This is a genomic window from Aquamicrobium sp. LC103 (assembly GCF_001014615.2).
GTDB lineage: Bacteria > Pseudomonadota > Alphaproteobacteria > Rhizobiales > Rhizobiaceae > LBCQ02.
Genome location: NZ_LBCQ02000013.1, coordinates 43,782 through 68,667, shown reverse-complemented (window position 1 = coordinate 68,667; position 24,886 = coordinate 43,782). Strand labels below are relative to the sequence as shown.

Below are 24,886 nucleotides of genomic sequence, written 5' to 3'. Positions count from 1 at the left end.
GATCGGACATCCGTGCCGCCCATAATAGAGATGCAGGAATTTTATTCCACGGGGCGAGAAGAATCCGCCGTCCATTCGGCCATGGAACCATCATACATGCTCGTCTTCTTGTTGCCGAGCACCTCGCTCAAGCCGAACCAGGCGATCGACGCCCAATGGCCGGTGTTGCAAAAGGTGATGTTTTCCTCGTTCGCCGCAAGGCCGACGCCTTTAGAGAGAGCCTCGACGGTTTCCGGACGGGCGAAGAGCGCATGGTCGGAGCTGTAGAGATCGCTGTGGACGATGTTTACGGCGCCGGGAATGGTACCTTCGGTACGGACGACCGGGCTCTTTGACTTGCCCTCGAACTGCTCGGCCGGACGGCCGTCGATGAGCTTGACGCCGGATTTGAGTGCGGCCTCGACATCCGCGGTGGTGGCAAGCAGCTCGTCCTGAAGCTCGTAGGTGAATTCGGCGGGTTGCGGCTTGGCAAGTTCCGCCGAACGCGCGCCGCCCGCCGCATCATACTGACGCCAGCCACCGTCGAGGATCGAGACGGCGTCGTGGCCGAGATATTTGAAGGTCCAGTAGACACGCGTCGCTCCGCCGAACTCGGAGGAATCCGTTCCCCAGGGAACGATCACGACATGATCGTCATTGTCGATGCCCAGATTGCCGATCAGCGCGGTGATCTCTTCGAGCGGCGGCAGCATTCCCGGAACACCGTCGACCTCCGTCCGCCAGCCGGCGCTTGCATATGGAGCGACCACGGAGTTCTCGATATAGGGCTCGCTGCCCAGATCGGTACCCTCGATATTATCGCGAATGTCGAGGATGACGACGTTTTCCTCGCCGGCATGCGCCTTCAGCCATTCGGCATCGACGAGGGGGCGAATATCGGCTGACTGCGCGAAGGCGGGCGTTGCAAATGCAAGCGTCAACGCGATTGCGATGGGGGCGAAACGCATGAGAAATGCTCCTAGGATGGAATTTGCGCGCAAACTAGCCGTCGCTGGCGGGATTTTCAGCGTATGGAAGCCTCCGCGACACCCGTTTCACGAAACGCCGTTCTCATAATTTGGAAGAAATTGGGAAGAATTTTCACGGTTCGACCCCAAGCCATTTCCTACATCTGATCGTTGTAGGGCTCCTTTGTCCGAGCCACCGTCCTGGTCAATTCCGCGAAGGTCGGCATGTTGCCGTCGCCTTGCGAATTGTTGGCCATCCTCAAAAGCCTCACCGGAAAACAAACCGCATCGCGATTTGCGGGCGACATGTCCTCGTAGACCCTTTCGTCTCCCGTCAAAGCCGCCTCCACCTTGCTCAGCGCGACGTCGATCTCCTTGAAATCGACGACACCCTTGCGGACCAGGATCTGATTGACGGCGGCGATGGCCATCAGAAGGCCTTCGAGCTGAAGATTTGCGACGTTCATGACCATTCTCCCGATTGAAAACAGCTAACGCGCGATCGGGCAAAGCGATCCGACCGCTATCTTGCCATCGCAGCTTCCAGCGTCCGAAAAATCCGGGGATCTTCGCACTGAGCGACGTTGAAGCGGAGGAACTCGCCGCAGGAGCGCGAGACGCTGAAGACATTGCCAGGGGCCAGCACCACATCCTTGGCGAGGGCCTGCCGCGCCACCTCCGCCGCGTCGAGCCCGCCGGGCAACCTGCACCACAGGAACATCCCCGCCTGAGGCTCGATCCAGGGTACAATGCCGAGCGATTGGAGTTGCCCCGTCATCTCCTCCATGGCACGCGCAAGCCGAACGCGCAGATGTTCCATATGCTTGCGGTAGTAGCCGTCCTTGAGCAGGTTGAACACGAACTCGGCCGCCAGCCGGCCGCCGCCGAAGCTGGTGGCGATCTTCAGGTCGACGAGGCTTTCGATCCAGTCGGGCCGCGCAGCGATGAAACCGCAGCGTACCGAGGCCGACAGCGTCTTCGAGAAGCTGCCGATATGGACGACGCGGTCGAGCCCGTCGAAGGCGGCCAGCCGTGGCGCGGGTGCATGCTCGAAATCGGCGAAGATGTCGTCCTCGATAATGGCCGTCCCCGCCTGCTCGGCAAGCTTCAGCAAGCGGTGAGCGACGACGGGCGACAGCGTCGCGCCCGTGGGGTTGTGGATTGCCGAATTGGTGATGTAGAGGCGCGGCCGGTGCTCCCCGAGCGCCTGTGCGAAGAGCTCGAGGTCGGGGCCGGAAGGCGTGTAGGGCACGCCGATGATTTTCGCCCGATGCGCCCGCAGGAGGGCCTGGAAATTGAAGTAGCAGGGGTCGTCAACGAGGACCGTGTCGCCTGGCTCCACCAACAGCCGGCAGAGCAGGTCGATCGCCTGGGTCCCCGATTCCGTCAGCAGGATCTGTTCCGGCGAAGCCTCGATGCCGTGCCCGGCCATGCGCCGCGCGAGCAACCGGCGCAGCGCCGGCAGGCCGAGCGGTGTGCCGTAGTCGGCCAGGCTGGCGCTGTGCCCCTTCGCGAGGCTCCGTAACGCCTTGCGCAGACCGTCTTGCGGCATCCAGGAGGGCGGAAGCCAGCCGCAGCCAGGCTTCAGCATCCCCTCGCCCGCCTCCAGCGACTGCCGCGAAATCCATAGCGGGTCGATCTCGCGGTCGAGCTTCGGGCCGATCTCGGCAAGAGACAGCGGCGCGAGCGGCGCCGTTACGTAAAAGCCGGAACCCGGTCGTGAACGGATCGTGCCCTCCGCCGCCAACCTTTCATACGCTTCGACCACCGTGGACTTGGAAACCTGCATCATGCCGGCAAGCGCGCGTATTGAGGGCAGGCGCTCGCCCGGCGTCAGGCTGCGCGCAGCGATGCGCTGGCGCATCGTTTCCATCACCTTGCCGACAAGGGTTCCTTCGGTTCCAGCGGAGTTCAAGCGGTTATCCATCCGTACTGCTTCCGATACCATTACAGTTTGTCTCAACTGTATCCTATTGTCTCTGGAAACGCCATGCACCGCCGCCGATAGCATGCGAGAACGAAAAAGGAGTTTGCTTCGATGGAAAGAACGGCGAGCGGATGGGTCAACGGCTTTCTGGGGGTGCTGATTTTCAGCGGCTCGCTGCCGGCGACGCGCGTGGCGGTGATGGATTTCGATCCGCTCTTCCTGACGGTCGCCCGCGCGGCCATAGCGGGAATTCTCGCGCTCATTCTCCTGCTCGCGTTCCGGGAGAAAAGCCCCGCGCGCGGCGACATCGCATCGCTGATCATCGTCGCGCTGGGCGTGGTGGTCGGCTTTCCCCTGCTGACGGCCCTGGCGCTCGAACACATCACCTCGGCGCATTCCATCGTCTATGTCGGCCTATTGCCGCTCGCGACCGCGATCTTCGGCGTACTGCGCGGCGGCGAGCGGCCGCGCGCGACCTTCTGGTTGTTCTCCTGCCTCGGCAGCGCGCTCGTAGCAGGCTTTGCGGTGACGCAAGGCTTTTCGGCGTCGCCCGTCGGCGACCTGCTGATGCTTGCCGCCATCGTCGTTTGCGGGCTCGGCTATGCCGAAGGCGCCAAGCTCTCGCGACATCTCGGCGGATGGCAGGTGATCTCGTGGGCGCTCGTCCTCTCGCTGCCGTTCATGGCCGTTCTGACGCTCTCCACCTGGCCGTCGAGCTTCGATGGCGTGAGTCCCTCGGCCTGGCTCAGCCTCGGCTACGTTTCGGTCTTCAGCATGCTGGTGGGCTTCGTCTTCTGGTATCGCGGGCTGGCGCAGGGCGGCATCGCGGCCGTCGGCCAGTTGCAGCTTCTGCAGCCCTTCTTCGGGCTGGCGCTCGCCGCGATGCTCCTCCGCGAGGAAGTGAGCCCGCTGATGCTCGCGGTCACCGTCGCGGTCATCTTCTGCGTTGCGGGGGCGCGAAAATTCGCCAACCCGACGAAAGGCTTCGCCCGAACCTTCCGCGACCGCCGCGGCGAGGCCGTGAACTGAGCGCCTCTGCACATCTCCTGTAACACGCCTGACACACGAGCCGACGATAGTGCCGACGGGTTTTCCTTAGAACCCGTTTCGCTCTTTGAGCAATCCCCCTTTCTGGACTGGATATATCTATGACTTCTCGGCCTATCGTCGGCGCGGCAATGCAGCTCGACGCCCTTGAAATCCATCGCGACTGGATACTGGAAAAGCAGCGCGACCTCGAACTGCAGGACTTCACCACCGCCGATGTTCTCGGCGGCGACTGGAGCGGTCTGGCCGCGCGGGCGAAGAAGCTTCTCGACGGCTATACCGGGCGGCTCGGCATCCATGGCCCGTTCTGGGGCCTGACGCTTGCCTCCCACGATCCGGAAATCCGCCAGGTCGTCAATAGGCGTCTCAAGCAGGGCCTGGAGGTATGCGCCGCGATCGGCGCGACACAGATGGTCATCCACAGCCCCTACAGCACGTGGTCCTATCACAACCTCGACAACAATCCCGGCGAAAGCGCGCGCCTCATCGAGCACACGCACGCGACCCTGGGCGACACGGTCAGACGTGCCGCGGATATGGGTTGCACCATGGTCCTGGAAAACATCGAGGACAAGGATCCACATGTGCGCTGCGCGCTCGTCGACAGCTTCGCCTCTCCCGCCATCGCCGTTTCGATCGACACCGGTCATGCCCACTATGCGCACGGATCGACCGGCGCGCCGCCGGTGGACTACTACGTGCATGCCGCCGGCAACCGGCTTCAGCACGTCCACCTCCAGGATGCGGACGGCTATGCCGACAGGCACTGGGCGATCGGCGAGGGCTCGATCCGCTGGCACTCCGTCTTTGCCGCGCTTTCCGCGCTGGGGAGCAATCCGCGCCTTATCCTCGAACTCAGGCAGCCGCAGCACATCCGCTCCTCCGCCGCCTATCTCGAATCCCTCGGTCTGGTCGAATAGACCGCCCTACCTTCTCGCTATCGAAACCGGCCGGCAGCAGAGGCCGCCGGCCGGTTTTTCGTTCGGTCTACGGCAACAGCCTTTCCCGTCAGGAACCGTCCTGTGGAGAAACGGGTCTTGTCAAAGAACTTTCATCGTTCTGTAGCCTCACCGACATGTTGCTTGGACATTGTCCGCGTCCGTGAAGCCGCCTCGCGGCGACATCAAATCTCGAGCAGACAAGCCGCCGCCCCGCCTATGAAGGCTCCGCGGCCAAGCACGGAAGGACTATATCCATGGTCAATATCACTCGGCGCGCAGCACTCGGCCTTGCTGCCGGCGCGGCCGGTTCGTTAGCTCTCCCTCGCTTTGCGATCGGGCAGTCGGACAATCGCGCCTCGGTCACCATTGCCGTCCAGAAGATCTCCAACACGAACACGCTGGACTGCATTCGCGAGCAATCGAATGTCGGCGAGCGCTCGCTTTATCCCAATCTGTGGGAAGGCCTGATCGGCCGCAACTGGCTCGGTGACCAGGGTCCCGTGCCACTGCTTGCCACCGAATGGAAGCGCGTCGACGACAGGACCGTCGAGCTAAAGCTGCGCGATGGCGTCAAGTTCCACAACGGCGATCCGCTCACCGTCGAGGACGTCGCCTTCACCTTCGGCCAGGAGCGCATGTTCGCGGATTCGCAGCCGACCGAAGGCAAGACGATTTATGTCGCGGGCCTTGAAACCCGCGGTCGCGAGGCCAAGGAACTGCCTGTCGAGATACCGGCCAATGCGCGCCGCCAATGGCCCGCCCTGCTCGGCGTCGAGATCGTCGACCGCAACACCGTGCGCTTCGTCAACGGCACGCCCGACGTGACGATCGAAGGCCGCCTTTTCCAGGCCGGCGCGCAGATCATGAACCGTCGCGCCTGGGAAGAGGCGAAGAGCTACGACGATTGGGCGCGCAGGCCGATCACCACCGGCCCTTATATGGTCTCCGACTACAAGCCCGACCAGAGCCTGCTGCTCGTCTCCTATGATGAATATTGGGGTGGCCTGCCGCCGCTCAAACAGATCCGCTTCGTCGAGGTTCCGGAAGTCGCCTCGCGCATCAACGGCCTGCTTTCCGGCGAATATGATTTCGCCTGCGATATTCCGCCGGATCAGATCGTCGGCGTCGAATCCAATTCGGATTTCGAGGTTCTGGGCGGAACCATTCTCAACCACCGCATCACCGTCTTCGACAAGCACCATCCGCAGCTCGAGAACCCGCTGGTGCGCCGCGCCATGACGCATGCTATCGACCGGCAGGCGATCGTCGATTCCTTGTGGGCTGGGCGCACCGCGATCCCGAACGGCCTGCAGTGGCCCTTCTACGGTGACATGTTCTTCGATGACTGGAAGGTGCCGGAATACAACCCGGAACTGGCACGCCAGCTCCTCCAGGAGGCCGGCTACAAGGGCGATCCGATCCCTTATCGCGTTCTCAACAACTACTACACCAACCAGACCGCCACCGCTCAGATCCAGGTCGAGATGTGGAAGCAGGTCGGCCTGAACGTCGAGATCGAGATGAAGGAGAACTGGAGCCAGGTTCTCGAGCATACGCCGAACCGCGCCGTTCGCGACTGGTCGAATTCGGCCACCTTCTCCGATCCGGTCTCCTCGATCGTGGCCCAGCACGGCCCCAACGGCCAGCAGCAGCAGGTACGCGAATGGACCAACGAGGAGGTCAACCGGATGTCGGTGGTTCTGGAGACCAGCACCGACCGCGCCAAGCGGCGCGAGGCCTTCCGCCGCATGCTGGAGATCTGCGAGCGCGAGGATCCGGCCTATACCGTGCTGCATCAGAACGCGGTCTTCACCGCCAAGCCCAAGGCGCTGAAATGGAAGGCGGCCTCCGCTTTCGCGATGGACTTCCGCCCGGGCAACTGGAGCTAACTCCAAAGCAGACCGCGTGTCTTCCCGACGCGCGGTCTTCTCGTCAACTACAGGGACAGGAGGGTCGGCGATGCCTTTGGTGGACATCCGCGATCTTAAAGTAGCGTTCGATGGAGTGCATGTGCTGCACGGCATCGATCTCGCCATCGAGCGGGGCGAGGCCGTCGGGCTTGTCGGCGAGTCCGGCTGCGGCAAATCCGTCACCTGGCTGGCAGCGCTCGGCCTGCTGCCGAAGAAGGCGCAGGTCACCGGCGAGGTCATGCTGGAGGGTACGAATCTCGTCGAGGCGCCGCGCAAGCATCTCGAGGCCGTGCGCGGGCGCCGCATCGCGATGATCTTCCAGGATCCTTCAAGCTCGCTCAATCCGGTCATCCGGGTAGGCAGGCAGATCGAGGAGGCGATCCACCTCCACCATGGCATGACGGGACCGGCCGCCCGTGCCGAAGCCCGCCGCCTGATCGAGCTCGTCGGAATTCCCGATGCGGCGCGCAGGCTGGACAATTATCCACATGAGTTCTCCGGCGGCCAGAACCAGCGCCTGATGATCGCCATGGCGCTTGCCGGGGAGCCCGACATCCTGATTGCCGACGAGCCGACGACGGCGCTCGACGCGACCATTCAGGCGCAGATATTGGATCTCCTGGCGCAGTTGCGCACCGAAACCGGAATGGCCGTCGTCTTCATCAGCCACGATCTCGGCGCCGTCTCGCAGATCTGCGAGCGCGTCTGCGTAATGTATGCCGGGCGCATCGTCGAGAAATGCTCGACGGCAAGCCTGTTCCGCGCGCCCCGCCATCCCTACACCAAGGGCCTGTTCGGCGCGATCCCGCGCCTTGACGGCGGTCGCGCTCGTCTCTCGCCCATTGAAGGGACTGTTCCCCAGCCTTCCCGATTGCCGAAAGGATGCGCCTTCGCGCCGCGCTGCACCGAGGCGACGGCTCGCTGCGCGGAGGCCCGACCCGCGCTCTTGGAAGAAAACGAACGCGCGGTCGCATGCTTCAATCCCGTCATCGCCGAAACACCGGCGCGCCGACCGGCCAAGGCAAGGACCCGCCAAGGCGAACTGGAAACCGCATGAGCATGCCGCTCCTCTCGGCCAGGCATCTGGTCAAGACCTACGCGTCGCGCCGCGGCGCCTTCACCAAGCCGACGCTCGTCAAGGCGGTGGAGGACGTATCGCTCTCCATCGACAAGGGCAGGACGCTGGGCATCGTCGGCGAATCCGGATCCGGCAAATCGACGACCGGACGGCTCGTGCTGGGGCTGGAGGATCCGACCGGCGGTCGCGTCACCTTCGACGGCGCCGCGATGCCCGGTCTCAAGACGCCGGAATGGCGCGGCCTGCGCAGAAGAATGCAACTCGTCTACCAGGATCCGCTTGCAGCGCTCGATCGCCGCATTCCGATCGGCGAACAGATCGAGGAGCCTCTCGAAATCCACGAAATCGGCACACCGGAGGAGCGCAAGGAGCGCGTCGCGGAGTTGATGCGGGCGGTGGGATTGCGCCCCGACCAAGCGAGCCAATATCCGCACGAGCTCTCCGGCGGCCAGCGCCAGCGCGTGGTGATCGCCCGCGCCATCGCCTGCGGCCCGGAGCTTCTCGTCTGCGACGAGCCAGTCTCGGCACTCGACGTGTCGATCCAGGCGCAGGTCGTGAATCTCCTGCGCGACCTTCAGGAAGAGCATGGCATCGCCATGATCTTCATCAGCCACGACCTCAAGGTGGTGCGCAACATCTGCGACCGGGTGGTGGTGATGTATCTCGGCCGCGTCGTGGAGGAAGGTCCCTCCGACGAGATTTTTTCCAAGCCGTTCCACCCCTACACGCAGGCGCTCGTCTCCAGCGTTCCGGTCCCTGGCACCTCGCTGACCGACCGGATCATCCTGGAAGGCGAACCGCCAAATCCGGCGTCGCGCCCTTCCGGCTGCGCGTTCCATCCGCGCTGCCGCTTCGCGACCGCACGTTGCAGGACCGAAAACCCTCAACTGCTCACCGTCGCGGCCGAACGCGAGGTCGCATGCCACCTGCTCGGCCCCGCGCAGGTGCCCGCCTCGATTGCGAGTTGATCCATGCTTCGATTCTTCCTCTTGCGGCTTTTCCGGGCGTTGGTGACCATTGCCCTGGTCGTGACCTTTGCCTTCGTCGTGCTGCGCATGTCCGGCGACCCGGCAACGATCATCCTCGGCCCCGAGGCGCCTCCCTCGGCGGTGGCCGCTTTTCGCGAAGCGTGGGGGCTCAATGATCCGATATGGGTGCAGTACCTCAGCTATTTCGGCGCCATCCTCCAGGGTGATCTCGGCATGTCGATGCGTGACGGCCGCCCGGCGATCGAGCTGGTGGCGGAGCGCATTCCCGCAACGCTGCAGCTGACGGTGCCGACGCTCATCCTGAAGCTTGCGATCGGCATTCCCGCCGGCGTCTATGCGGCGCTCCATCGCGATAGCATCGTCGACCGGATCGTCATGATCGGCGCCGTCGTCGGCTTCACCATGCCGAGCTTCGTGCTCGGCCTGATCCTGGTGCTGATATTCTCGGTTACGCTCGGCTGGCTCCCCTCCGGTGGACAGGATAGCTGGCTTCACGCGGCCCTGCCGATCGCGACCATGGGCATCGGCGGCGCCGCCGTCCTCGCCCGCTTCTCCCGCAGCGCGATGATCGAGGTGCTCGGCCAGCCCTATATCCGTACAGCGAGCGCAAAGGGCGTTTCATGGCCACGCGTCATACGAGGCCACGCCATGCCGAACGCCGCGATCCCGATCGTGACCATCGTCGGCTTCATGGTCGGCTCACTGGTGGCCGGCGCGGTGGTGATCGAATCGCTGTTTTCCTGGCCCGGCGTCGGCCGACTGCTCGTAATCGCCGTGTCGAACCGCGATCTCGCGGTGGTGCAGTGCATCCTGCTCCTGATCGCGGTGACCATGGTCGTCTCCAATTTCGTGGTCGACATCCTCTACGGCTATCTCGATCCGCGCCTGCGCAACAATTACGCGAAAGCCTGAAGCAGATGACCGATACCGTGCTCCACTCCACAGAGGCGACGCCTGCTTCCTCAAAAGGCAAGCGCAGGCTGCCGCCCTTCCTCGTCGTCCTCGGCTTCGCCTGGCTCGCGCTGATGGTCGCCATCGCTCTCTCCGCCGACTGGATACGGCCCTACAATTTCACCGCGATGGATCTGCAGAACCGTCTTTCCTTGCCAGGCAATCCCGCGCATCTGCTCGGCACCGACGAGCTCGGCCGCGACGTGCTTTCGCGGCTGATCGAATCGATCCGCGTCTCGCTTCTCATCGCCTTCAGCGCGACCATCATTTCCGCGGTGTTCGGAACGCTGCTCGGCTTTCTGGCCGCCCATTTCCGCGGCATAGTGGAGCAGATCGTGCTGATGCTGGCGGATTTTCAGGCCGCGCTTCCGTTTCTCATCCTATCGCTCGCGGTGCTCGCCTTCTTCGGCAATTCGCTCATGTTGCTCATCTGCCTGATGGGTTTCTTCGGCTGGGAACGCTATGCCCGCATCGCGCGCGGCCTCGCCATCTCCGCCAATGCACAGGGCTATGCGGGTGCGGTCGTCCAACTCGGCGCGACGCCTTCGCGCGTCTATTTCAAGCACATATTGCCCAACATCGCCTCCACCCTGATCGTCTCGATGACCCTCACCTTCCCGGAGATCATCCTGCTCGAAAGCAGCCTCTCCTTCCTCGGCCTCGGTGTGCAGCCGCCGATGACCAGCCTCGGCAACATGGTTGGATACGGCCGCGAATATCTGACGTTGGCGCCGTGGATCATGCTGATGCCAGCCTTCGTGATCATGTTCACCACGCTTTCGATCAGCCTGATCGGCGACTGGCTGCGCGACAAGCTCGATCCGACGATACGATAGGGCTGCCATCTCTTCGGCATTCACGCCTATACGCGGACGACGCAAACCCACCCTTGCTCGCACCAGCCCGCCCGCTACCTGAATTGACGGAACCGCGGCACGATTATATTGAATAACAATTCCGAGAAAATCGGGAACAAGTCTCAGGGAGGAAAATATGAAATGTCTTTCAAAGGCGATCGCGGTCGCGCTTCTGGTAGCCCCGCTGGGTGCGGTCTCCGCCTTCGCCGATATCACCATCGGCGTCACGGTATCGTCCACGGGCTCAGGCGCGGCGCTCGGCATTCCGCTGAAGAACTCGGTCGAACTGTGGCCGCAGGAACTCGACGGCGAGAAGCTCAAGGTCATCGTTCTCGACGACCAGGGTGACCCATCGATCGCGACGACGAATGCGCGCCGGCTCATCACCGACGACAAGGTCGACGTCATCGTCGGCTCGGCGCTCACGCCCGCCTCGATCGCCATTTCCGGCGTGGCGGCGGAAACCAGCACGCCACATCTTGCCGGCTCGCCGGTGCCGCCGAACGTCGCGGCGGGAAAATGGACCTTCGTCCTGCCACAGGACGCCGGGCTGATCGCGCGCACGCTCTTTGCGCGCATGCAGAAGGACGGCATCAAGACCGTTGGCTATATCGGCTTCTCCGATTCCTACGGCGACCTCTGGGTGAGCCAGATGAGCGCGATCGGCGCGGAGTATGGCCTGGAGATGATTGCCGACGAACGCTATGCCCGACCGGATACGTCGGTCTCCGGGCAGGTGCTGAAACTCGTCGCCGCGCGGCCCGACGCCGTCCTGGTCGGCGCCTCCGGAACCGGGGCTGCCTTGCCTCAGCTCGCCCTGCGCGAGCGTGGCTACGCCGGCCCGATCTACCAGACGCATGGCGCCGTGACCTTCGACTTCCTGCGTATCGCTCAAGAAGCCGCCGAAAACACGATCTTCGCTTCCGGCCCGGTCATGGTCGCCGAATTGCAGGCCGACGATTCCGAGACGAAGGCAGAGGGCGTCGCCTATGTCACGGCCTATGAAGAGCGTTTCGGAGAAGGCACCCGCACGCAGTTCGGCGCCCACATTCACGACGCCATGGCGATCCTGAAGAAAGCGGTCCCGATCGCGCGCAAGACCGCCGAACCGGGCACGCCGGAATTCCGTGCGGCACTTCGCGACGCGATCGAGACGGGAGGTCCCTTCCCGGCCAGCCAGGGCGTGTTCGAATTCACGCCCGACAATCACTACGGCCTCGACGAGCGCGGTGTCGTGCTCCTGACGGCAAAGGACGGAAAGTTCGAACTGGTGGAGTAACACCCACCGCTCGCAGATCGAGCAGCACTTCGCGAAGGCAGCGGCGGCATCGGCTTGATGCCGCCGTCACGCGTGTTCCGCTTCGGCTTGCCGAGCGCAAGGAACGCGTCAGGCGGCAACCGCCGCTGGTTCTCCGATCGTCACCGTCAGCGTTCCGAGCGTTTCGATGCTGCCGACCAGCACGTTGCCTGGAGCGACGGGTCCGACGCCATCGGGCGTGCCGGTCATGATGATGTCGCCAGGTTCGAGTGAGAAATAGCGCGAGAGGGTCGAGATAATCTCGGGCGTTCGCCAGATCATCAAACCAAGGTCGGAATCCTGCTTGGCAACTCCGTCGACCTCCAACCGGATGCTCCCACTCGAAGGATGACCGACCTGTTCGACGGGGAAAATCGGTCCGCAGGGAGCCGAATGGTCAAAGGATTTCTTAAGCTCCCAAGGAAGACGAAGACTGTCGGGCGTATCGAGCACCGTGCGTCGGGTCATGTCGAGACAGATGCCATAGCCGAAGACATGGGAAAGCGCTTCGGCCTCGGGAATATTGTACCCGCCTGACTTCATCGCCACCATCAACTCCAATTCATAGTGGAAATTGTCCGTCTTCGGCGGATATGGGACCACCCCACCGTCATGCACGACGGAATCGGCGGGCTTCTGGAAAATCAACGGGAAGTCTCGCGTCTCGTCACCCCCCATTTCCCGCACGTGGGCCACGTAGTTGCGGCCCACGCAATAGATGCGGCGCACAGGAAATCGCGCATCCGATCCCACGATCGGAAGGGTGGGCAGGAAAGGTGCCGGAACAGCAAGCTTCTCGTTGGTCGTCATCGTTTTTCCCATGATTTCAATCGACGCGAGCATATGCAGGATTTTGCCCCTGTCCAGTTAAATATGCATATTATGATACGGTTATCAAAAATATGAATTTCTGTTGACAGCCTGTTTGGTTGATGCATCCTGTCGCGGTTGCAGCAGACAACCAGAAGGGGACAAACAATGATCAAGCGCAGGGAATTCATCGCGGCGGCCGCGTCGCTGTCGTTTTTGATGTCGGCGTCGCAGCTTTTCGCGCAGGAGATGCAGGAGCTGACGCTCGCACTGCCGAGCCCCGGCGGCCTCGGCTATTTCGCGCTCTACAATGCAATGGGAGAAGGTTATCTGGAGGAAGAAGGCCTGGTCATCCAACCGCAGAGCGTCAATGGATCGTCGCAGGTCATCCAGGCGCTGCTTGCTGGTCAGGCGCAATTGGGCCATCCGGGTCCCGGCCCTCTTCTCAACGCGCGCGAAGGCGGTGCCGATCTCGTCTACATCTACAACTATTTCACCCGCAGCCAGTTCAACCTCGTCGTCCCGGAAGACTCGCCCTATCAATCGCCGACCGACCTCAAGGGCAAGGTGATCGGAGTGGGAACCGCCGACGGCGCGGAGGTTGCGTTCGTCCGCTCGATCTTTGATGCCGCAGGCATGAAGGAAGGTGACGATTATTCTTTCATAACGGTGGGCGAAGGCGGAATGGCAGTCGCCGGCTTCATGCAGAAATCGATCGACGCCTACGCTTCGGACACCGCGGGCGTCGCGACTTTGCAATTGCGCGGCGTGGATCTGCGCATTCTCACTCCGCCGGAGTTTCAAGCGTTCTTCGGCAATGGCTATGTCGTCACGCGCGAATATCTGGAGGCAAACCGCGACGTTCTGGAGCGCTTCGGGCGCGCGCTCGTCAAGGGGATCAAGTTCGGGATCGATCCGGCAAACCGCGAGGCGACGCTGGAGAATGCCAAGCTCGGCAATCCGCAGCAGCTCGAGGACATGGAGTTCGCCAATGCTCTCCTCGACGTCTATTTCAATCTCACGGCTCCGCTCGACCCGGGCAAGGGCTACGGCTACCAGCAACCGAAATCGTGGGAGCTGTGGCAGAAGACGCTTGTCGCGTCGGGCGACCTCGACGGACCTCTGCCCGACCTGACACAAGCCTACACGAATGAGTTCGTGGAAGCGTGGAACGCGAAGTGATGTCCGCGACAATCACGGCCGGAAGCGAACTCCGGCCGCCCATCTATGAGCTGTCAAACGTCTCCAAACACTACGGAGACCGCGCCGTCGTCGCCCTCGAGGGCGTGGACCTCAAACTTCGAAAGGGCGAGTTCCACTCCGTCATCGGCTCCAGCGGATGCGGAAAATCCACGCTCCTGAAGATCATGGCCGGGCTGACCCCGCCTTCCAAGGGACGCGTCATTCTCTCGGGCACGCCCGTGATGGGCGCTCGCCCGGACATCGGGATGATGTTCCAGCAGGCAACGCTCTTTCCGTGGCGAACGACCTTGCAGAACATTTTGCTGCCCATCGAGATACGCGAGGGGCAGGCGGCGGCGGACGCAGCAAGGCCGCGTGCGACGGCGCTTCTCGAGCTCGTCGGACTGAAGGGTTTCGAAAGCTCGTATCCATCGCAACTGTCCGGCGGCATGGCCCAGCGCGCGGCGATCTGCCGGATGCTCGTCTCCGAGCCGGAGGTGCTGCTCCTCGACGAGCCCTTCAGCGCGCTCGACGAGATCACCCGCGATTTCATGAACATGGAGCTGCAGCGCATCTGCATGGAACGCAATGCCACGGCGTTCCTGGTAACGCATTCGATTTCAGAGGCGGTCATCCTGTCCGACGTGGTGCATGTGATGTCGGCGCGCCCAGGTCGGGTCGTCCGCACGGTCGAGATCGACCTGCCGCGCCCGCGCGCACTCGAAATGACGACGCTGCCGGCCTTCGGCGAGCATGTGAGTACGATCCGAAATCTTCTCGACAAGGGAGCGTTCCTATGAGCGAACTGTCGGCGGCCGGACCTGCTGCCTCCCCGGATGGTGACACCATCTGGACCGAGAGGACGTCACTGGGCTCAGCGGTGCCGCGCTGGGTTTCCATGCTGATATTGCTGGTGGGCTTTCTGGGGCTCTGGCAACTCGTCACCTCGGCGGGCATCGTCTCGCCGCTGATCCTTCCCTCGCCGGCCGCCACCATCGTCGACCTGGGCTTTGTCGGCCGCAGCCTTCTTTCCGGCAGCTATATGCTAGCGGCGTTCTGGGTGACGGCGCAGGAGGTGATCTGGGGTTTCGTCGTCGCGCTCGCGATCGGGGTTTCCCTCGGCATCCTGGTCGGGGAAACCTCGATTGGCGAGCGTGCGGTCATGCCTTACATCGTTGCCATCGACACCATGCCGAAGCTCGCCTTCGCGCCGCTCTTCGTCGCCTGGCTCGGCTTCGGCATTTCGTCGAAGGTTGCGCTTGCCGCCTTCATCTCGGTATTTCCGATCGTGGTCGGCACTGCGGCAGGCCTGCATGCAGCGGACGAGAATGCGCGCATGCTTTTCAAGAGCATCGGTGCTTCGAGGCTGCAGACCCTGTTGAAGCTCAAGATCCCGACCGGACTGCCGCAGTTCTTCACCGGGCTCAAGATCGCGGCGATCAGCGTGGTGTCGGGCGCCATTGCGGGCGAATTCCTCGGCGGCGGGCGCGGGTTCGGGGAACTGATCCGCGTCGCGGCAGCGCAACTTGACACGCCGCGCGTGTTCTCTCTGATCATCTATCTCAGTTTTCTCGGCCTGTTGATGTTCGGTATGGTTTCCTGGATGCAGTACAAATTTGTCTTCTGGCATCGTACGAGCGGCGATATCGCCAGCAGGGCGGGAAAATAATCCGCGATCAGGAACGAAGCGCATATGTCAAAGCAAACAGACAAGACCACTCTCGCCACGACGGTCTACCAGAAGCTGCGATCCGACATCATCCGTAGTGTGTTCAGGCCGGGCGAGAAGCTGCGCATCGAAGGCATCGCCACCATGTACGACGTCGGCAGCAACGCGGTAAGGGAGGCGCTGTCTCGTCTATCCTCCGAGCGGCTGGTGGAACGCCATGAGCAGCGTGGCTTCTCCGTGCCGACGATCGCGCTCGATGATTGGCGCGAATTGGTCAAGACCCGTTGCTTCCTGGAAGCACACGTCCTGCGCGAATCCATGCGCCACCGCGACGATGCGTGGGAGGAGGCGATCGTGGTTGCTTTCCATCGCCTGTCGCGTTTTCGCTCCGAAAACGCCGAGGACAGGGCAGCCTGGGAGGATGCGCACCGTAATTTCCATCGCTCGCTGCTCGCCAATTGCGGCTCGAGCTGGCTGATCGAGTTCTGCGACATCCTAGCCGACCATGCCGCGCGCTACGTGTCGATCTCCAATGCTTATCGCCAGGTCCCGCGCGACGGGCAAGGCGAACACGAAGCCCTCATGAAGGCGGTTCTTCACGGAAGCGAGGACGAGGCTTGCGAACTGCTTGTGGCGCATTACACAAAGACATTGCAGATGATCGAGGACTTGTTCGACCGCGATCAGCTTTCCGACGGGCCGCAAGAGGACGCAGCCGGCCCCCTTTCCGTGCTCATTTCGAAAGTCCCATCATGACTCTTGCCAGGCATTATCCGGTCAATCCGAAATACCCGTCCCGGCGTTCGCCGGTGATGGCGCGCAACGCGATCGCGACCTCGCATCCGCTTTCCACCGAAGCCGGACTGGCGATGATCAGAAAGGGCGGCAATGCGCTCGACGCGGCGCTCGCCGCGGCGATCACGCTGACCGTAGTGGAACCGACCGGCAACGGGCTCGGATCCGACGCCTTCTGCATTCTATGGGACGGAAAGGAATTGCATGGCCTGAACGCGTCCGGCAGGTCGCCGGCCGCCTGGACCCCGGACCGTTTTGCCGGAAAGCCCGGCGTCCCGCGCCGCGGATGGGAAAGCGTCACGGTGCCCGGCGCGGTCTCGGCCTGGGTGGAGCTTTCGGGCCGGTTCGGAAAACTGCCGTTCGAAGCGCTTTTCGAACCGGCGATCGAATATGCCTCACGCGGCTACCACGTGACGCCGATCGTCGCCGAGCAGTGGCAGCGCGGCGCCGAGGAGCTGAAGTCGCAGCCGGGCTTCGCGGAGGCATTCATGCCCGGCGGCCGTGCGCCCGCCACTGGCGAACTCTTCCACAGCGAAGCGATGGCGCGCACGCTTCGCCTGATCGCCAAGACCAAGGGAGAGGCCTTCTATCGTGGCGAACTGGCCGAAAGGATAGAAGCCTTTGCCAAGCAACACGACGCCGCGTTGACGGCCGCGGACATGGCAGCTCACCGCAATGATTGGTGCGGCACTATCAGCAAGGATTTCGGCGACGCCACGCTCCACGAGATCCCCCCGAACGGACAGGGAATAGCCGCGCTGATGGCGCTCGGCATGCTCAAGGGAAGCGGCATCGCCGAGCTCGACCCGGACAGCCCGGAAGCGCTCCACCTGCAGATAGAAGCGATCAAGCTCGCCTTCATGGACATCCATGCCTTCGTGGCCGACCAACTTCACATGAATGAGGTGAAGGCCTCGCATCTACTCGACGACGGCTATCTCGCTGCGCGAGGCAAGCTCATCGACCCCCGCAAGGCTTCGTCCTTCCCCGTCGGCGCACCGCGCGACGGCGGGACGGTCTGTCTTGCAACGGGCGATGCGGACGGGATGATGGTTTCCTACATCCAGTCCAACTATGCCGGCTTCGGCTCCGGCGTGGTCGTGCCGGGGACCGGCATCAGCCTGCAGAACCGCGCATTCGGTTTCACCACCACGCCAGGCCATCCCAACCAGGTCGGTCCGAGCAAGCGACCATTCCACACGATCATTCCCGGCTTCGTGACGGGTCCCTCCGGGCCGCTGATGGCGTTCGGACTGATGGGCGGACCGATCCAGGCCCAGGGCCATCTCCAGATGATGCTGCGCACCCAGGTCTGGGAGCAGGATCCGCAAACGGCCGCCGACGCCCCGCGCTGGCGCGTCATTTCCGGGCTCGATGTCGCGCTCGAAAGCAGCATGGCGCCCGCGACCGTCGCGCGGCTTTCCGAACTCGGGCATGCGGTCGTTTCCGAAACACCGGATGCGAATTTCGGGTTCGGTGGCGCGCAACTCGTCCAGCGCATTGAAGGCGGCTATGTCGCCGGCTCCGATCCTCGCAAGGACGGTTGTGCAGGAGGCTTTTGAGAGCGAGACCCCTTACCGGTCAGCTATAGGAGGCGAAGCTGATTGCAACCGACCTTGAATGCCGTCCATACTGACGCTATATTGCGTCATAATAATAGGCATTCAGGGGTAAACGCCATGGGCCTCGCGCAATATTCGGACAATGGGCTCTTTGCGCCCCGCAAGATCGCGGATGCCCTGCGCACCACCAGCGAGGAAGTTGCCCGTACGGCAGGATTGGGTAAGGACGCGATCCAGCGCAAGGATCGGGTTCGTTCGGACAAGACCCAGCGCCGGTTGCGTGAGATGATCGAGATCATCAACAAGGTCGAGCCCCGCTTCGGCTCGGCGCTCATGGCCTATGCTTGGTATCGTTCCGAGCCGCTGCCGGGATTTTCCGGTCAGACGGCGATGCAACTCGTGCTTTCCGGCAGAGCCAATGAGGTGCTCGACTATATCGACGCGGTCGATGCCGGCGTTTACGCCTGACCGTGCCGTTCATTTACCGAGGCAAGCTCTATCGAGCGCTTAACCCGATTTATGCCCGCGAACCGCTGTCCGGTCGGGGCGCCGAACTGTATGGCGGCCGCTTCAACCCCAAGGGCATAGCCGCGCTCTATTGTTCAGTTTCGATCGTGACAGCGCTGCGTGAAGCCAATCAGGTCGGCAATCTCCAGCCAACGACCCTGGTTTCTTATCACGCCGAGATCGAAAATGTCTTCGACAGCCGGGATGAAGAAACCCTCCACGTTGAGGGGATAGACGCCGCGACACTCGCCAGCGGAAGCTGGCGCGATGAGATGAAGGCCGGCGGAGAGGCAAGAACGCAGACATTTGCCCGGCGTCTCATTTCCAAAGGCTGCAATGGTTTGCTGGTAAGAAGCTTCGCGGCGGGAACGACCAAAAACGATCTGAACATCGTGTTGTGGAATTGGGGCGAGAAAGCCCCCTCCCGCCTCGTTCTGATTGATGACGAGCAACGCTTGTCGAGGTGACGACGCGCGGCCATGCAGCCGGGCCGCGCACATCACCAGATCGGTCATCTCATCCGAAATGCGTGCGGTAGGTGTCGCGCAGCACGTTCTTCTGCACCTTGCCCATCGTGTTGCGCGGCAGGGCATCGACGACGAACAGCGCTTTCGGCTGCTTGAAGCGGGCGACGCGATCCCTGATTGCTTCGACAAGCAGGCTGGTATCGAGTGCCACGCCTTTCTCCGGCACGAGAACACAGGCCACCGCTTCACCGAAATCGGGGTGCGGGAGGCCTATGACGGCGGATTCCAGAACCCCCGGCTGCTCGTCGAAGATGGTCTCTATCTCCTTCGGATAGACATTGTAGCCGCCGGTGATGATCAGATCCTTTTGCCGACCAACGATGCTGACATAGCCGTCCGCATCGACCTGGCCGATATCGCCAGTGATGAAAAACCCGTTGTCGCGCAGTTCCTCCTTGGTCTTCTCCGGCATCTGCCAATAGCCCTGGAAGACGTTCGGCCCACGCACTTCGATCATGCCAGGCTCGCCGTTCGGAACCGCTTCCCCCGTTGCCGGATCCGTGATCCTGAGTTCGACACCCGGCAATGGAAAACCGACCGTCCCGGCACGCCGTTCCCCGTCATAGGGATTGGAAGTGTTCATGTTCGTCTCGGTCATGCCGTAGCGTTCGAGTATCTTGTGGCCGGTGCGTGCCCCGAACGCGACATGCGTTTCAGCAAGCAACGGGGCGGATCCGGAGATGAAGAGTCTCATATGTCCGGTCAATTCCCGATCGAAGCGGGAATCGTCCAGAAGGCGGGTATAGAAGGTCGGCACGCCCATCATCGTCGTTGCCCGTGGCATCAGACGAACGATCACTTCAGGATCGAAGGTCGGCAAGAAGATCATCGACGCACGGGCGAGCAGGATAACGTTCGACGCGACGAACAATCCATGCGTATGAAAGATCGGCAGGGCGTGGAGCAGGACGTCCTTCTCGGTGAAACGCCACTGATCGACGAGCACTTCGGCATTCGACAGGAGATTGCGCTGTGACAGCATCGCGCCTTTCGAACGGCCCGTGGTGCCCGAAGTGTAGAGAAACGCCGCCAGATCCTCCGGTTCCCGGTCGACCACGGCGAAATCGGCCGTCCGGTTCGCTGCTTCGTCGGCGAAGGAACCACGGCCATCGGCATCCATGGTCAGAAAACGCGCACCTGCCTTGTCGGCCACGTCCTTGAGCTGCGCCTCGCGGGCAGGATCGCCGATGAGCAGGCGCACGCCAGAATCCTCGACGAAATAGGCGACTTCCGCGGCAGTATAGGCCGTATTCAGCGGCAGGAAGACGACACCGGCCGCAACGGCTGCCCCGTAAAGCGCCAGGGAGTCAGGCGACTTCGCCGCCTGAACGGCAAGCCGATCGCCGGGCTTCAGGCCGAGGGCGGCCAGTGTCGCGGCAAAGCGCAAAATCATGTCGTGAAACTGGACACCGGTCGTCACCGAACCATCGGGCCCATAGAGAAAAGGCGTCTCCCGGCCAGCAAGAGGTGCAAACAAGGCATGATAAAGCATGTTAGGCATTCGTTCTTCTTCCCTTTGCCACCAATGCGGCCTTCAACAAGGTCTTCATCCCGCGCGAGCTTGCCACGATCCGCCGCGCAACGAAATTCTCATGGTTCTGCTCCACGGATTTGAGTTCGTAAAGATAGTTGACCATCGCGCCGCAGGATTGCTTCAGCCCGTTGGCCGAACGATCGGCCAATGCATGCACCTCATGCACCAGTGCGCCGTTTCCCAGATGGAAACGGGCGACCGGGTCGAGCGGCAAGCCGTCTTCGCGCTTGCCATCCAGCAGATATATCGCTGCCATCTCGCGCAATTCATCGCGCGTGCTCTCCAGCGATTTCGGACCTTTTTGCGCGGCCGCCAGAATGCGCGCCGCCCGCTCGTCGCCATCCTCGGCTCGCCCGCTCAGCCAGCGTGCCAATCCCGGTATCGGCGACAGGGTGACGAAGTTCTGCAGATGCGGCATTTCCTGATGAAGTTCCTCCACCACCTGCTTGATGAGCGAGTTGCCGAAAGAGATGCCGCGCAGGCCCTCCTGGCAATTGGAAATGGAATAGAACACGGCCGTGTCCGCCAGCTTCGGCTCTATGTGACGACGTGTTTCCGCCAGAACGGACTGTATGGAACCGGGAATGCCGTTCGACAGTGCCACTTCGACGAAGATCAGGGGTTCGTCCGGCATGGCCGGATGGAAGAAAGCGAAGCATCGGCGATCAAAAGGCAGCAGCCGACGGCGCAATTCCTCCCAATTGCTGATCGCATGAACGGCTTCATACTCGATGATCTTCTCCAGGATGTTCGCCGGCGTGCGCCAGTCGATATGGCGCAAAACCAGAAACCCCCTGTTGAACCACGACTTGAAGAGATGGACAAAGTCGAGATCGGTGCGGGCGAATTCGGGGTGCGCCTTCACCATTGCGAGCAGGTCGAGCCGCATCCGCACGAGTTCGCCCGTTGCTCCAGGCGCCTGATTGAGACGGCGCAGAAGCTCCTGGCGACGCGGCTCCGCAGCATGGTTCAATGCATCAAGCCGAAAGCCGTCCGGCTTTGCCGCATATTCCCTGGCGGCATTCTCGATCGCAGCGGCGTCCACGTCGAGCCCTTCGGTCAGGTATTGGAAGAATGCGACCTTGTCGGCATCGCTCATCGCGCGATAGCGTTCGAGAATGGCACGGGCGATGCGCATGCCCGACACCTCGCCATGGCCGGACATCAGCGCTTCGCACATCTCCTCCACGGGTCGCTCGCCCGCCAGTCCTTCCATCCACGGAGTGCGCTCGAAAAGTGTCGCCAGCAATTCACCGAAAAAGCCCGATGCCTTCATCGCCTCACCTCGTTCAAGCCGGTTCGGATTGGGAACGGCAGTGGCGCCTGCCGCCCTCGTACCGTTGCTATATCGCCGGTCCCATCACCATATCCGGCAGCCAGGTCGCGATCCCCGGAAAGAAGCAGAGGATTACGATGGCGGCCACCATGCACAGTACATAAGGCAGCGATCCCCTAAGGATCGTCTTCAGCGATATATCCGGCGCGATGGAATTGATCACATAGAGATTGAGGCCGACCGGCGGCGTGATCAGACCGATTTCCATGTTGATCGTGAGAATGACGGCGAACCAGTAGGGATCGAACTCCGCCGCGGTGAGGATCGGCATCAAGATGGGCGCGGTCATCAGGATGACAGCGACCGGCGGAAGGAAAAAGCCGGCGACCAGCAGGAACAGATTGATCACCGCCATCAGCACCCAGCGGTTGACATCGAGTTCCGCGATCCACTGGGCGATCGACTGCGTGATGAACAGGGATGACATCATATAGGCGAAGACGCCGGCCGCCGCGATGATGAAAAGTATCATCACGGCTTCCTTGGTCGAATCGCGCAGCACCGTCCAGATCGCTGCGGGCTGCCACATCTTGTAGATGACGATTGCCATGAGCAAGCAAAGCAGCGCGCCGATAGCCGCTGTTTCCGAAGGCGTGGCCACGCCCCCATACATCGCATAGAGCACGCCAAGGATGACAAGGAGGAATGGGACGACGCGCGGCATGATCTCCAGACGTTCCGCGAGCGAGTATCGACGCTGCGAAAGGAGATGGAAGGCCCCGCTCCTCCAAGTGCTGTAGATCGTCCAGGCCATGAACAGCCCGACGAGCATGATTCCCGGCAGGACGCCCGCGAGGAAAAGCCGGCCGATCGACGTCTCGGTCGCGATGCCGTAGACGATCATCGTGACCGATGGCGGAATGAGGATGCCGAGCGTACCGCCGGCAGCGATCGACCCGGCGGCAACCTCGTCCGAATAGCCGCGCTTTCGCATTTCCGGAATGCCCATCTTGCCGATCGCGGCGCAGGTCGCGGGGCTTGATCCGGACATGGCGGAGAACAGCGCGCAGGCGCCGAGATTGGAAACCACCAGACCGCCCGGCACCCGGGTCATCCAACGCTCGAGTGCCTCGAACAGGTCGCCGCCCGCACGCGTCGAGGCGATGGCGGCGCCCATGATGATGAACATCGGGATCGACAGCATGGTGAAGCTGTTGAGATCGGCGAAATAGACCTCGGGAAGCATTTGAAGCGAACGCGTTCCGTCGAAAACGAGGAGGAAGAAGGCGGATACGACCAGAAGGCCGATGGCTACCGATGCGCCCGAAAACAAGACGACGATCGTGGCAGCGGCCACAAGAAGGCCAAGCGTCAGGGGATCCATCAGCGCTGCTCCAGACTGAAGGGTTCATCGATCCGCAGATAGAGCGCGGCAAGATCAGCAAGCAGCTGCAGTAGGTAGAGACCAAATCCGACGGGCAAAGCCAGCCATGGAATCCATAGGCGAACGCCCCAAACGGTGCTTGATTTCCAGTTGCGCGTGAACGCCTCGTACCATGCATGCAGTCCGTACCAGGCGATCGTCGCGACAATCGCGATGGTGAGGATCAGCACCACATAGGCCAGGACGCGCCGTGCTCGGATCGGCAACATGGCGGGAACCAGGTCAACATTGACATGTCCGCGAAGCCGCTGAACATAGGCGAGACCTATGGTCGTCGTGGCGATCATCATGTAGATGACCGCCTCCGTCTGCCAGATCGTCGACTGTCCGAGTACGTATCGCACGAAGACCATCTGGCACGTGACGAAGATCGACGCGACGATGAGCGCCGCGGCAAACCAGCCGCACAAGGTGGAGATAGCGCCGATCAAGTTCAATACAGGATGAGAACCCCTGCGGATTCCGGTGGCCGAAATCTGACTGTCCATAGCGATGTTCCAGGATTACGCGTTGGCTTTTCGGGCGCACCGACGGCGATGCGCCCGGTGGTCCGGATCACTGAACCTCGAACGCCATATCGAGTAACTTTTGCCCCTCCGGAACCTCGGTCAGGAAAGCCTTGTAGGATGTTTCCTCGGCGAGTTTCTTCCAGGCATCGAAGTCCTCAGGCGTCATTTTCGCAATCTCCACGCCTGCTTTCTGGAATGGCTCGATCGACGCCGAATCCTCCTTCTTCGCCTCCTCGAGATAAAAGGCTTCCGCCTTCTGGGCTGCGGTACGCAATGCTTCCTGCTGCTCCGGCGTCAGCCCTTCGAATGTCGTCTTGTTGATGAGCATCGGCTGGTACATGAACCACAACGCAACGTCCGATGCCGGCGTGTAGCAGTCGACCTGCTCGTAGAGCCTGAAGGAAACGAAGGACGAGGAGGACGTGTTCATCGCTTGCAGAATGCCCTGCTGCATACCGTTATAGGCCTCTGACGAGGGCATGGACGAAATCGAGGCGCCCGCCCCCTCCAGCATCTGCTCGAACGCCTTGCCGGCCGCGCGCACCGTCATGCCCTTCACGTCTTCGGGCTTGGTGATGCACTTTTCCTTGGAAGCGAACCCACCCGCCAGATAGCCATGGACGAGAACCATGACGTCGTCCTCGGCCATGATCTCCTCGAGCGCCTTCATGAACGGGCTGGTGTTCATTCGCGCAGCGTGATCATGATCCTTGATGAGGCCGGGCATCAGGGTGAGATTGTATTCGGGCCGCTGTCCGCCGGCGTATGACAACGGGAAAACGGTCATGTCGAGCTGGCCGCGTGTAAGTGGGATGTATTGCTCGTTCGCCTTGAACAGCGAGCTCGATGGAAAGATCTTGATCGAAAGATCGACATTCGCCGCCTCCACGTCGTCGGCGACCATCTGCGCGATCTTGTGGCGTATGTCGTTCGGGGCGAATTGGTGCGAAAGTCGCAATTCCGTGGCGCCGGCATTCATGCACACGGCAATCGATATGGCGGCTGTCGCCGCAAGAGATTTCAGCATCGTTTCTCCTCCCAGAGATTTCCCAACAATTTGGGCAGAGTGCCTCCCGATCTCGCATCCTGACGCGATCAGATCGTTGATTGCATTTTATGTCAACTAT

The 24,886-nt window shown here is 62.0% G+C and carries 24 protein-coding genes; 15 read left to right on the top strand and 9 right to left on the bottom strand.

The window, feature by feature from the left end; translation table 11 throughout:
- Positions 1-41: 41 nt before the first annotated feature.
- From XW59_RS23425 to XW59_RS23415, 3 genes are all read right to left on the bottom strand, one after another.
- Positions 42-947 (bottom strand): sulfurtransferase, encoded by a 906-nt coding sequence (locus tag XW59_RS23425; protein ID WP_137327084.1) that lies wholly within the window; start codon positions 945-947, stop codon positions 42-44.
- 158 nt (positions 948-1,105) lie between these two features.
- Entirely contained in the window at positions 1,106-1,414 is a 309-nt protein-coding gene (locus XW59_RS23420; protein ID WP_047148256.1) for a hypothetical protein, read from the bottom strand.
- Positions 1,415-1,470: 56 nt separating this feature from the next.
- Positions 1,471-2,895, bottom strand: coding sequence for a PLP-dependent aminotransferase family protein (locus XW59_RS23415; RefSeq protein WP_170990203.1), 1,425 nt, complete (start codon positions 2,893-2,895; stop codon positions 1,471-1,473).
- 90 nt (positions 2,896-2,985) lie between these two features.
- Between XW59_RS23415 and XW59_RS23410 the strand changes: the two genes are divergently transcribed.
- The 8 genes from XW59_RS23410 to XW59_RS23375 all read left to right on the top strand — a co-directional run bounded on the left by XW59_RS23410 (position 2,986) and on the right by XW59_RS23375 (position 11,926).
- Complete coding sequence (locus tag XW59_RS23410; RefSeq protein WP_047148125.1) at positions 2,986-3,903, top strand: DMT family transporter; 918 nt, start codon at positions 2,986-2,988, stop codon at positions 3,901-3,903.
- Between the two features lie 119 nt (positions 3,904-4,022).
- On the top strand, positions 4,023-4,841 hold the full coding sequence (locus XW59_RS23405; RefSeq protein ID WP_047148124.1) for a sugar phosphate isomerase/epimerase family protein: 819 nt from the start codon (positions 4,023-4,025) through the stop codon (positions 4,839-4,841).
- Positions 4,842-5,116: 275 nt separating this feature from the next.
- Positions 5,117-6,751, top strand: a complete 1,635-nt coding sequence (locus XW59_RS23400) for an ABC transporter substrate-binding protein (RefSeq protein ID WP_047148123.1) — start codon at positions 5,117-5,119, stop codon at positions 6,749-6,751.
- A 70-nt stretch (positions 6,752-6,821) separates the two neighbouring features.
- Positions 6,822-7,829 (top strand): ABC transporter ATP-binding protein, encoded by a 1,008-nt coding sequence (locus XW59_RS23395; RefSeq protein ID WP_047148122.1) that lies wholly within the window; start codon positions 6,822-6,824, stop codon positions 7,827-7,829.
- The gene (locus XW59_RS23390; protein WP_047148121.1) at positions 7,826-8,818 is read left to right on the top strand and encodes an oligopeptide/dipeptide ABC transporter ATP-binding protein; all 993 of its coding nucleotides are present in this window, start codon (positions 7,826-7,828) and stop codon (positions 8,816-8,818) included. Before XW59_RS23395 ends, XW59_RS23390 begins: the two co-directional genes overlap by 4 nt.
- A 3-nt stretch (positions 8,819-8,821) precedes the next feature.
- On the top strand, positions 8,822-9,751 hold the full coding sequence (locus tag XW59_RS23385; protein ID WP_047148120.1) for an ABC transporter permease: 930 nt from the start codon (positions 8,822-8,824) through the stop codon (positions 9,749-9,751).
- Positions 9,752-9,756: 5 nt separating this feature from the next.
- Entirely contained in the window at positions 9,757-10,626 is an 870-nt protein-coding gene (locus tag XW59_RS23380; protein WP_047148119.1) for an ABC transporter permease, read from the top strand.
- A gap of 157 nt (positions 10,627-10,783) precedes the next feature.
- Complete coding sequence (locus XW59_RS23375; RefSeq protein ID WP_047148118.1) at positions 10,784-11,926, top strand: ABC transporter substrate-binding protein; 1,143 nt, start codon at positions 10,784-10,786, stop codon at positions 11,924-11,926.
- A gap of 108 nt (positions 11,927-12,034) precedes the next feature.
- On the opposite strand, the gene XW59_RS23370 is transcribed toward XW59_RS23375, so the two are convergent.
- Positions 12,035-12,754, bottom strand: a complete 720-nt coding sequence (locus tag XW59_RS23370; protein ID WP_137327083.1) for a fumarylacetoacetate hydrolase family protein — start codon at positions 12,752-12,754, stop codon at positions 12,035-12,037.
- A gap of 168 nt (positions 12,755-12,922) precedes the next feature.
- Here XW59_RS23370 and XW59_RS23365 point away from each other — a divergent pair, with 168 nt between their 5' ends.
- From XW59_RS23365 to XW59_RS23335, 7 genes are all read left to right on the top strand, one after another.
- Positions 12,923-13,936: an ABC transporter substrate-binding protein gene (locus XW59_RS23365; protein ID WP_246666187.1), complete on the top strand. Its 1,014-nt coding sequence runs from the start codon at positions 12,923-12,925 to the stop codon at positions 13,934-13,936.
- Positions 13,936-14,736, top strand: coding sequence for an ABC transporter ATP-binding protein (locus XW59_RS23360; RefSeq protein ID WP_047148117.1), 801 nt, complete (start codon positions 13,936-13,938; stop codon positions 14,734-14,736). The genes XW59_RS23365 and XW59_RS23360 overlap by 1 nt, the downstream gene beginning before the upstream one ends.
- Positions 14,733-15,605, top strand: a complete 873-nt coding sequence (locus XW59_RS23355) for an ABC transporter permease (protein ID WP_047148116.1) — start codon at positions 14,733-14,735, stop codon at positions 15,603-15,605. The genes XW59_RS23360 and XW59_RS23355 overlap by 4 nt, the downstream gene beginning before the upstream one ends.
- A gap of 24 nt (positions 15,606-15,629) precedes the next feature.
- Positions 15,630-16,361 (top strand): GntR family transcriptional regulator, encoded by a 732-nt coding sequence (locus XW59_RS23350; protein WP_047148115.1) that lies wholly within the window; start codon positions 15,630-15,632, stop codon positions 16,359-16,361.
- Positions 16,358-17,962 carry a gamma-glutamyltransferase family protein gene (locus tag XW59_RS23345; protein ID WP_047148114.1) on the top strand — a complete coding sequence of 535 codons (1,605 nt, stop codon included), beginning with the start codon at positions 16,358-16,360 and terminating at the stop codon, positions 17,960-17,962. The genes XW59_RS23350 and XW59_RS23345 overlap by 4 nt, the downstream gene beginning before the upstream one ends.
- A gap of 117 nt (positions 17,963-18,079) precedes the next feature.
- On the top strand, positions 18,080-18,430 hold the full coding sequence (locus XW59_RS23340; RefSeq protein WP_047148113.1) for an MbcA/ParS/Xre antitoxin family protein: 351 nt from the start codon (positions 18,080-18,082) through the stop codon (positions 18,428-18,430).
- Between the two features lie 2 nt (positions 18,431-18,432).
- Complete coding sequence (locus XW59_RS23335; protein ID WP_082137767.1) at positions 18,433-18,936, top strand: RES family NAD+ phosphorylase; 504 nt, start codon at positions 18,433-18,435, stop codon at positions 18,934-18,936.
- Positions 18,937-18,985: 49 nt separating this feature from the next.
- Here the strand turns inward: XW59_RS23335 and XW59_RS23330 are convergent, their stop codons facing one another.
- The 5 genes from XW59_RS23330 to dctP form a co-directional block, all read right to left on the bottom strand.
- Positions 18,986-20,497, bottom strand: coding sequence for a malonyl-CoA synthase (locus XW59_RS23330; protein ID WP_047148112.1), 1,512 nt, complete (start codon positions 20,495-20,497; stop codon positions 18,986-18,988).
- Positions 20,490-21,806 carry a malonyl-CoA decarboxylase gene (locus XW59_RS23325; protein ID WP_047148111.1) on the bottom strand — a complete coding sequence of 439 codons (1,317 nt, stop codon included), beginning with the start codon at positions 21,804-21,806 and terminating at the stop codon, positions 20,490-20,492. The genes XW59_RS23330 and XW59_RS23325 overlap by 8 nt, the downstream gene beginning before the upstream one ends.
- Positions 21,807-21,873: 67 nt before the next feature.
- Complete coding sequence (locus tag XW59_RS23320) at positions 21,874-23,190, bottom strand: TRAP transporter large permease (RefSeq protein ID WP_047148110.1); 1,317 nt, start codon at positions 23,188-23,190, stop codon at positions 21,874-21,876.
- Positions 23,190-23,738 (bottom strand): TRAP transporter small permease, encoded by a 549-nt coding sequence (locus XW59_RS23315; protein ID WP_047148109.1) that lies wholly within the window; start codon positions 23,736-23,738, stop codon positions 23,190-23,192. The genes XW59_RS23320 and XW59_RS23315 overlap by 1 nt, the downstream gene beginning before the upstream one ends.
- Positions 23,739-23,805: 67 nt before the next feature.
- Positions 23,806-24,786, bottom strand: a complete 981-nt coding sequence (gene dctP / locus XW59_RS23310) for a TRAP transporter substrate-binding protein DctP (RefSeq protein WP_047148108.1) — start codon at positions 24,784-24,786, stop codon at positions 23,806-23,808.
- Positions 24,787-24,886: the final 100 nt, after the last annotated feature.

Excerpts from the sequence above, each read along its gene's own strand:
- XW59_RS23425 (WP_137327084.1), bottom strand. The coding sequence starts at position 947 with ATGCGTTTCGCCCCCATCGCAATCGCGTTGACGCTTGCATTTGCAACG.
- XW59_RS23420 (WP_047148256.1), bottom strand. The coding sequence starts at position 1,414 with ATGAACGTCGCAAATCTTCAGCTCGAAGGCCTTCTGATGGCCATCGCC.
- XW59_RS23415 (WP_170990203.1), bottom strand. The coding sequence starts at position 2,895 with ATGGTATCGGAAGCAGTACGGATGGATAACCGCTTGAACTCCGCTGGA.
- XW59_RS23410 (WP_047148125.1), top strand. The coding sequence starts at position 2,986 with ATGGAAAGAACGGCGAGCGGATGGGTCAACGGCTTTCTGGGGGTGCTG.
- XW59_RS23405 (WP_047148124.1), top strand. The coding sequence starts at position 4,023 with ATGACTTCTCGGCCTATCGTCGGCGCGGCAATGCAGCTCGACGCCCTT.
- XW59_RS23400 (WP_047148123.1), top strand. The coding sequence starts at position 5,117 with ATGGTCAATATCACTCGGCGCGCAGCACTCGGCCTTGCTGCCGGCGCG.
- XW59_RS23395 (WP_047148122.1), top strand. The coding sequence starts at position 6,822 with ATGCCTTTGGTGGACATCCGCGATCTTAAAGTAGCGTTCGATGGAGTG.
- XW59_RS23390 (WP_047148121.1), top strand. The coding sequence starts at position 7,826 with ATGAGCATGCCGCTCCTCTCGGCCAGGCATCTGGTCAAGACCTACGCG.
- XW59_RS23385 (WP_047148120.1), top strand. The coding sequence starts at position 8,822 with ATGCTTCGATTCTTCCTCTTGCGGCTTTTCCGGGCGTTGGTGACCATT.
- XW59_RS23380 (WP_047148119.1), top strand. The coding sequence starts at position 9,757 with ATGACCGATACCGTGCTCCACTCCACAGAGGCGACGCCTGCTTCCTCA.
- XW59_RS23375 (WP_047148118.1), top strand. The coding sequence starts at position 10,784 with ATGAAATGTCTTTCAAAGGCGATCGCGGTCGCGCTTCTGGTAGCCCCG.
- XW59_RS23370 (WP_137327083.1), bottom strand. The coding sequence starts at position 12,754 with ATGACGACCAACGAGAAGCTTGCTGTTCCGGCACCTTTCCTGCCCACC.
- XW59_RS23365 (WP_246666187.1), top strand. The coding sequence starts at position 12,923 with ATGATCAAGCGCAGGGAATTCATCGCGGCGGCCGCGTCGCTGTCGTTT.
- XW59_RS23360 (WP_047148117.1), top strand. The coding sequence starts at position 13,936 with ATGTCCGCGACAATCACGGCCGGAAGCGAACTCCGGCCGCCCATCTAT.
- XW59_RS23355 (WP_047148116.1), top strand. The coding sequence starts at position 14,733 with ATGAGCGAACTGTCGGCGGCCGGACCTGCTGCCTCCCCGGATGGTGAC.
- XW59_RS23350 (WP_047148115.1), top strand. The coding sequence starts at position 15,630 with ATGTCAAAGCAAACAGACAAGACCACTCTCGCCACGACGGTCTACCAG.
- XW59_RS23345 (WP_047148114.1), top strand. The coding sequence starts at position 16,358 with ATGACTCTTGCCAGGCATTATCCGGTCAATCCGAAATACCCGTCCCGG.
- XW59_RS23340 (WP_047148113.1), top strand. The coding sequence starts at position 18,080 with ATGGGCCTCGCGCAATATTCGGACAATGGGCTCTTTGCGCCCCGCAAG.
- XW59_RS23330 (WP_047148112.1), bottom strand. The coding sequence starts at position 20,497 with ATGCCTAACATGCTTTATCATGCCTTGTTTGCACCTCTTGCTGGCCGG.
- XW59_RS23325 (WP_047148111.1), bottom strand. The coding sequence starts at position 21,806 with ATGAAGGCATCGGGCTTTTTCGGTGAATTGCTGGCGACACTTTTCGAG.
- XW59_RS23320 (WP_047148110.1), bottom strand. The coding sequence starts at position 23,190 with ATGGATCCCCTGACGCTTGGCCTTCTTGTGGCCGCTGCCACGATCGTC.
- XW59_RS23315 (WP_047148109.1), bottom strand. The coding sequence starts at position 23,738 with ATGGACAGTCAGATTTCGGCCACCGGAATCCGCAGGGGTTCTCATCCT.
- dctP (WP_047148108.1), bottom strand. The coding sequence starts at position 24,786 with ATGCTGAAATCTCTTGCGGCGACAGCCGCCATATCGATTGCCGTGTGC.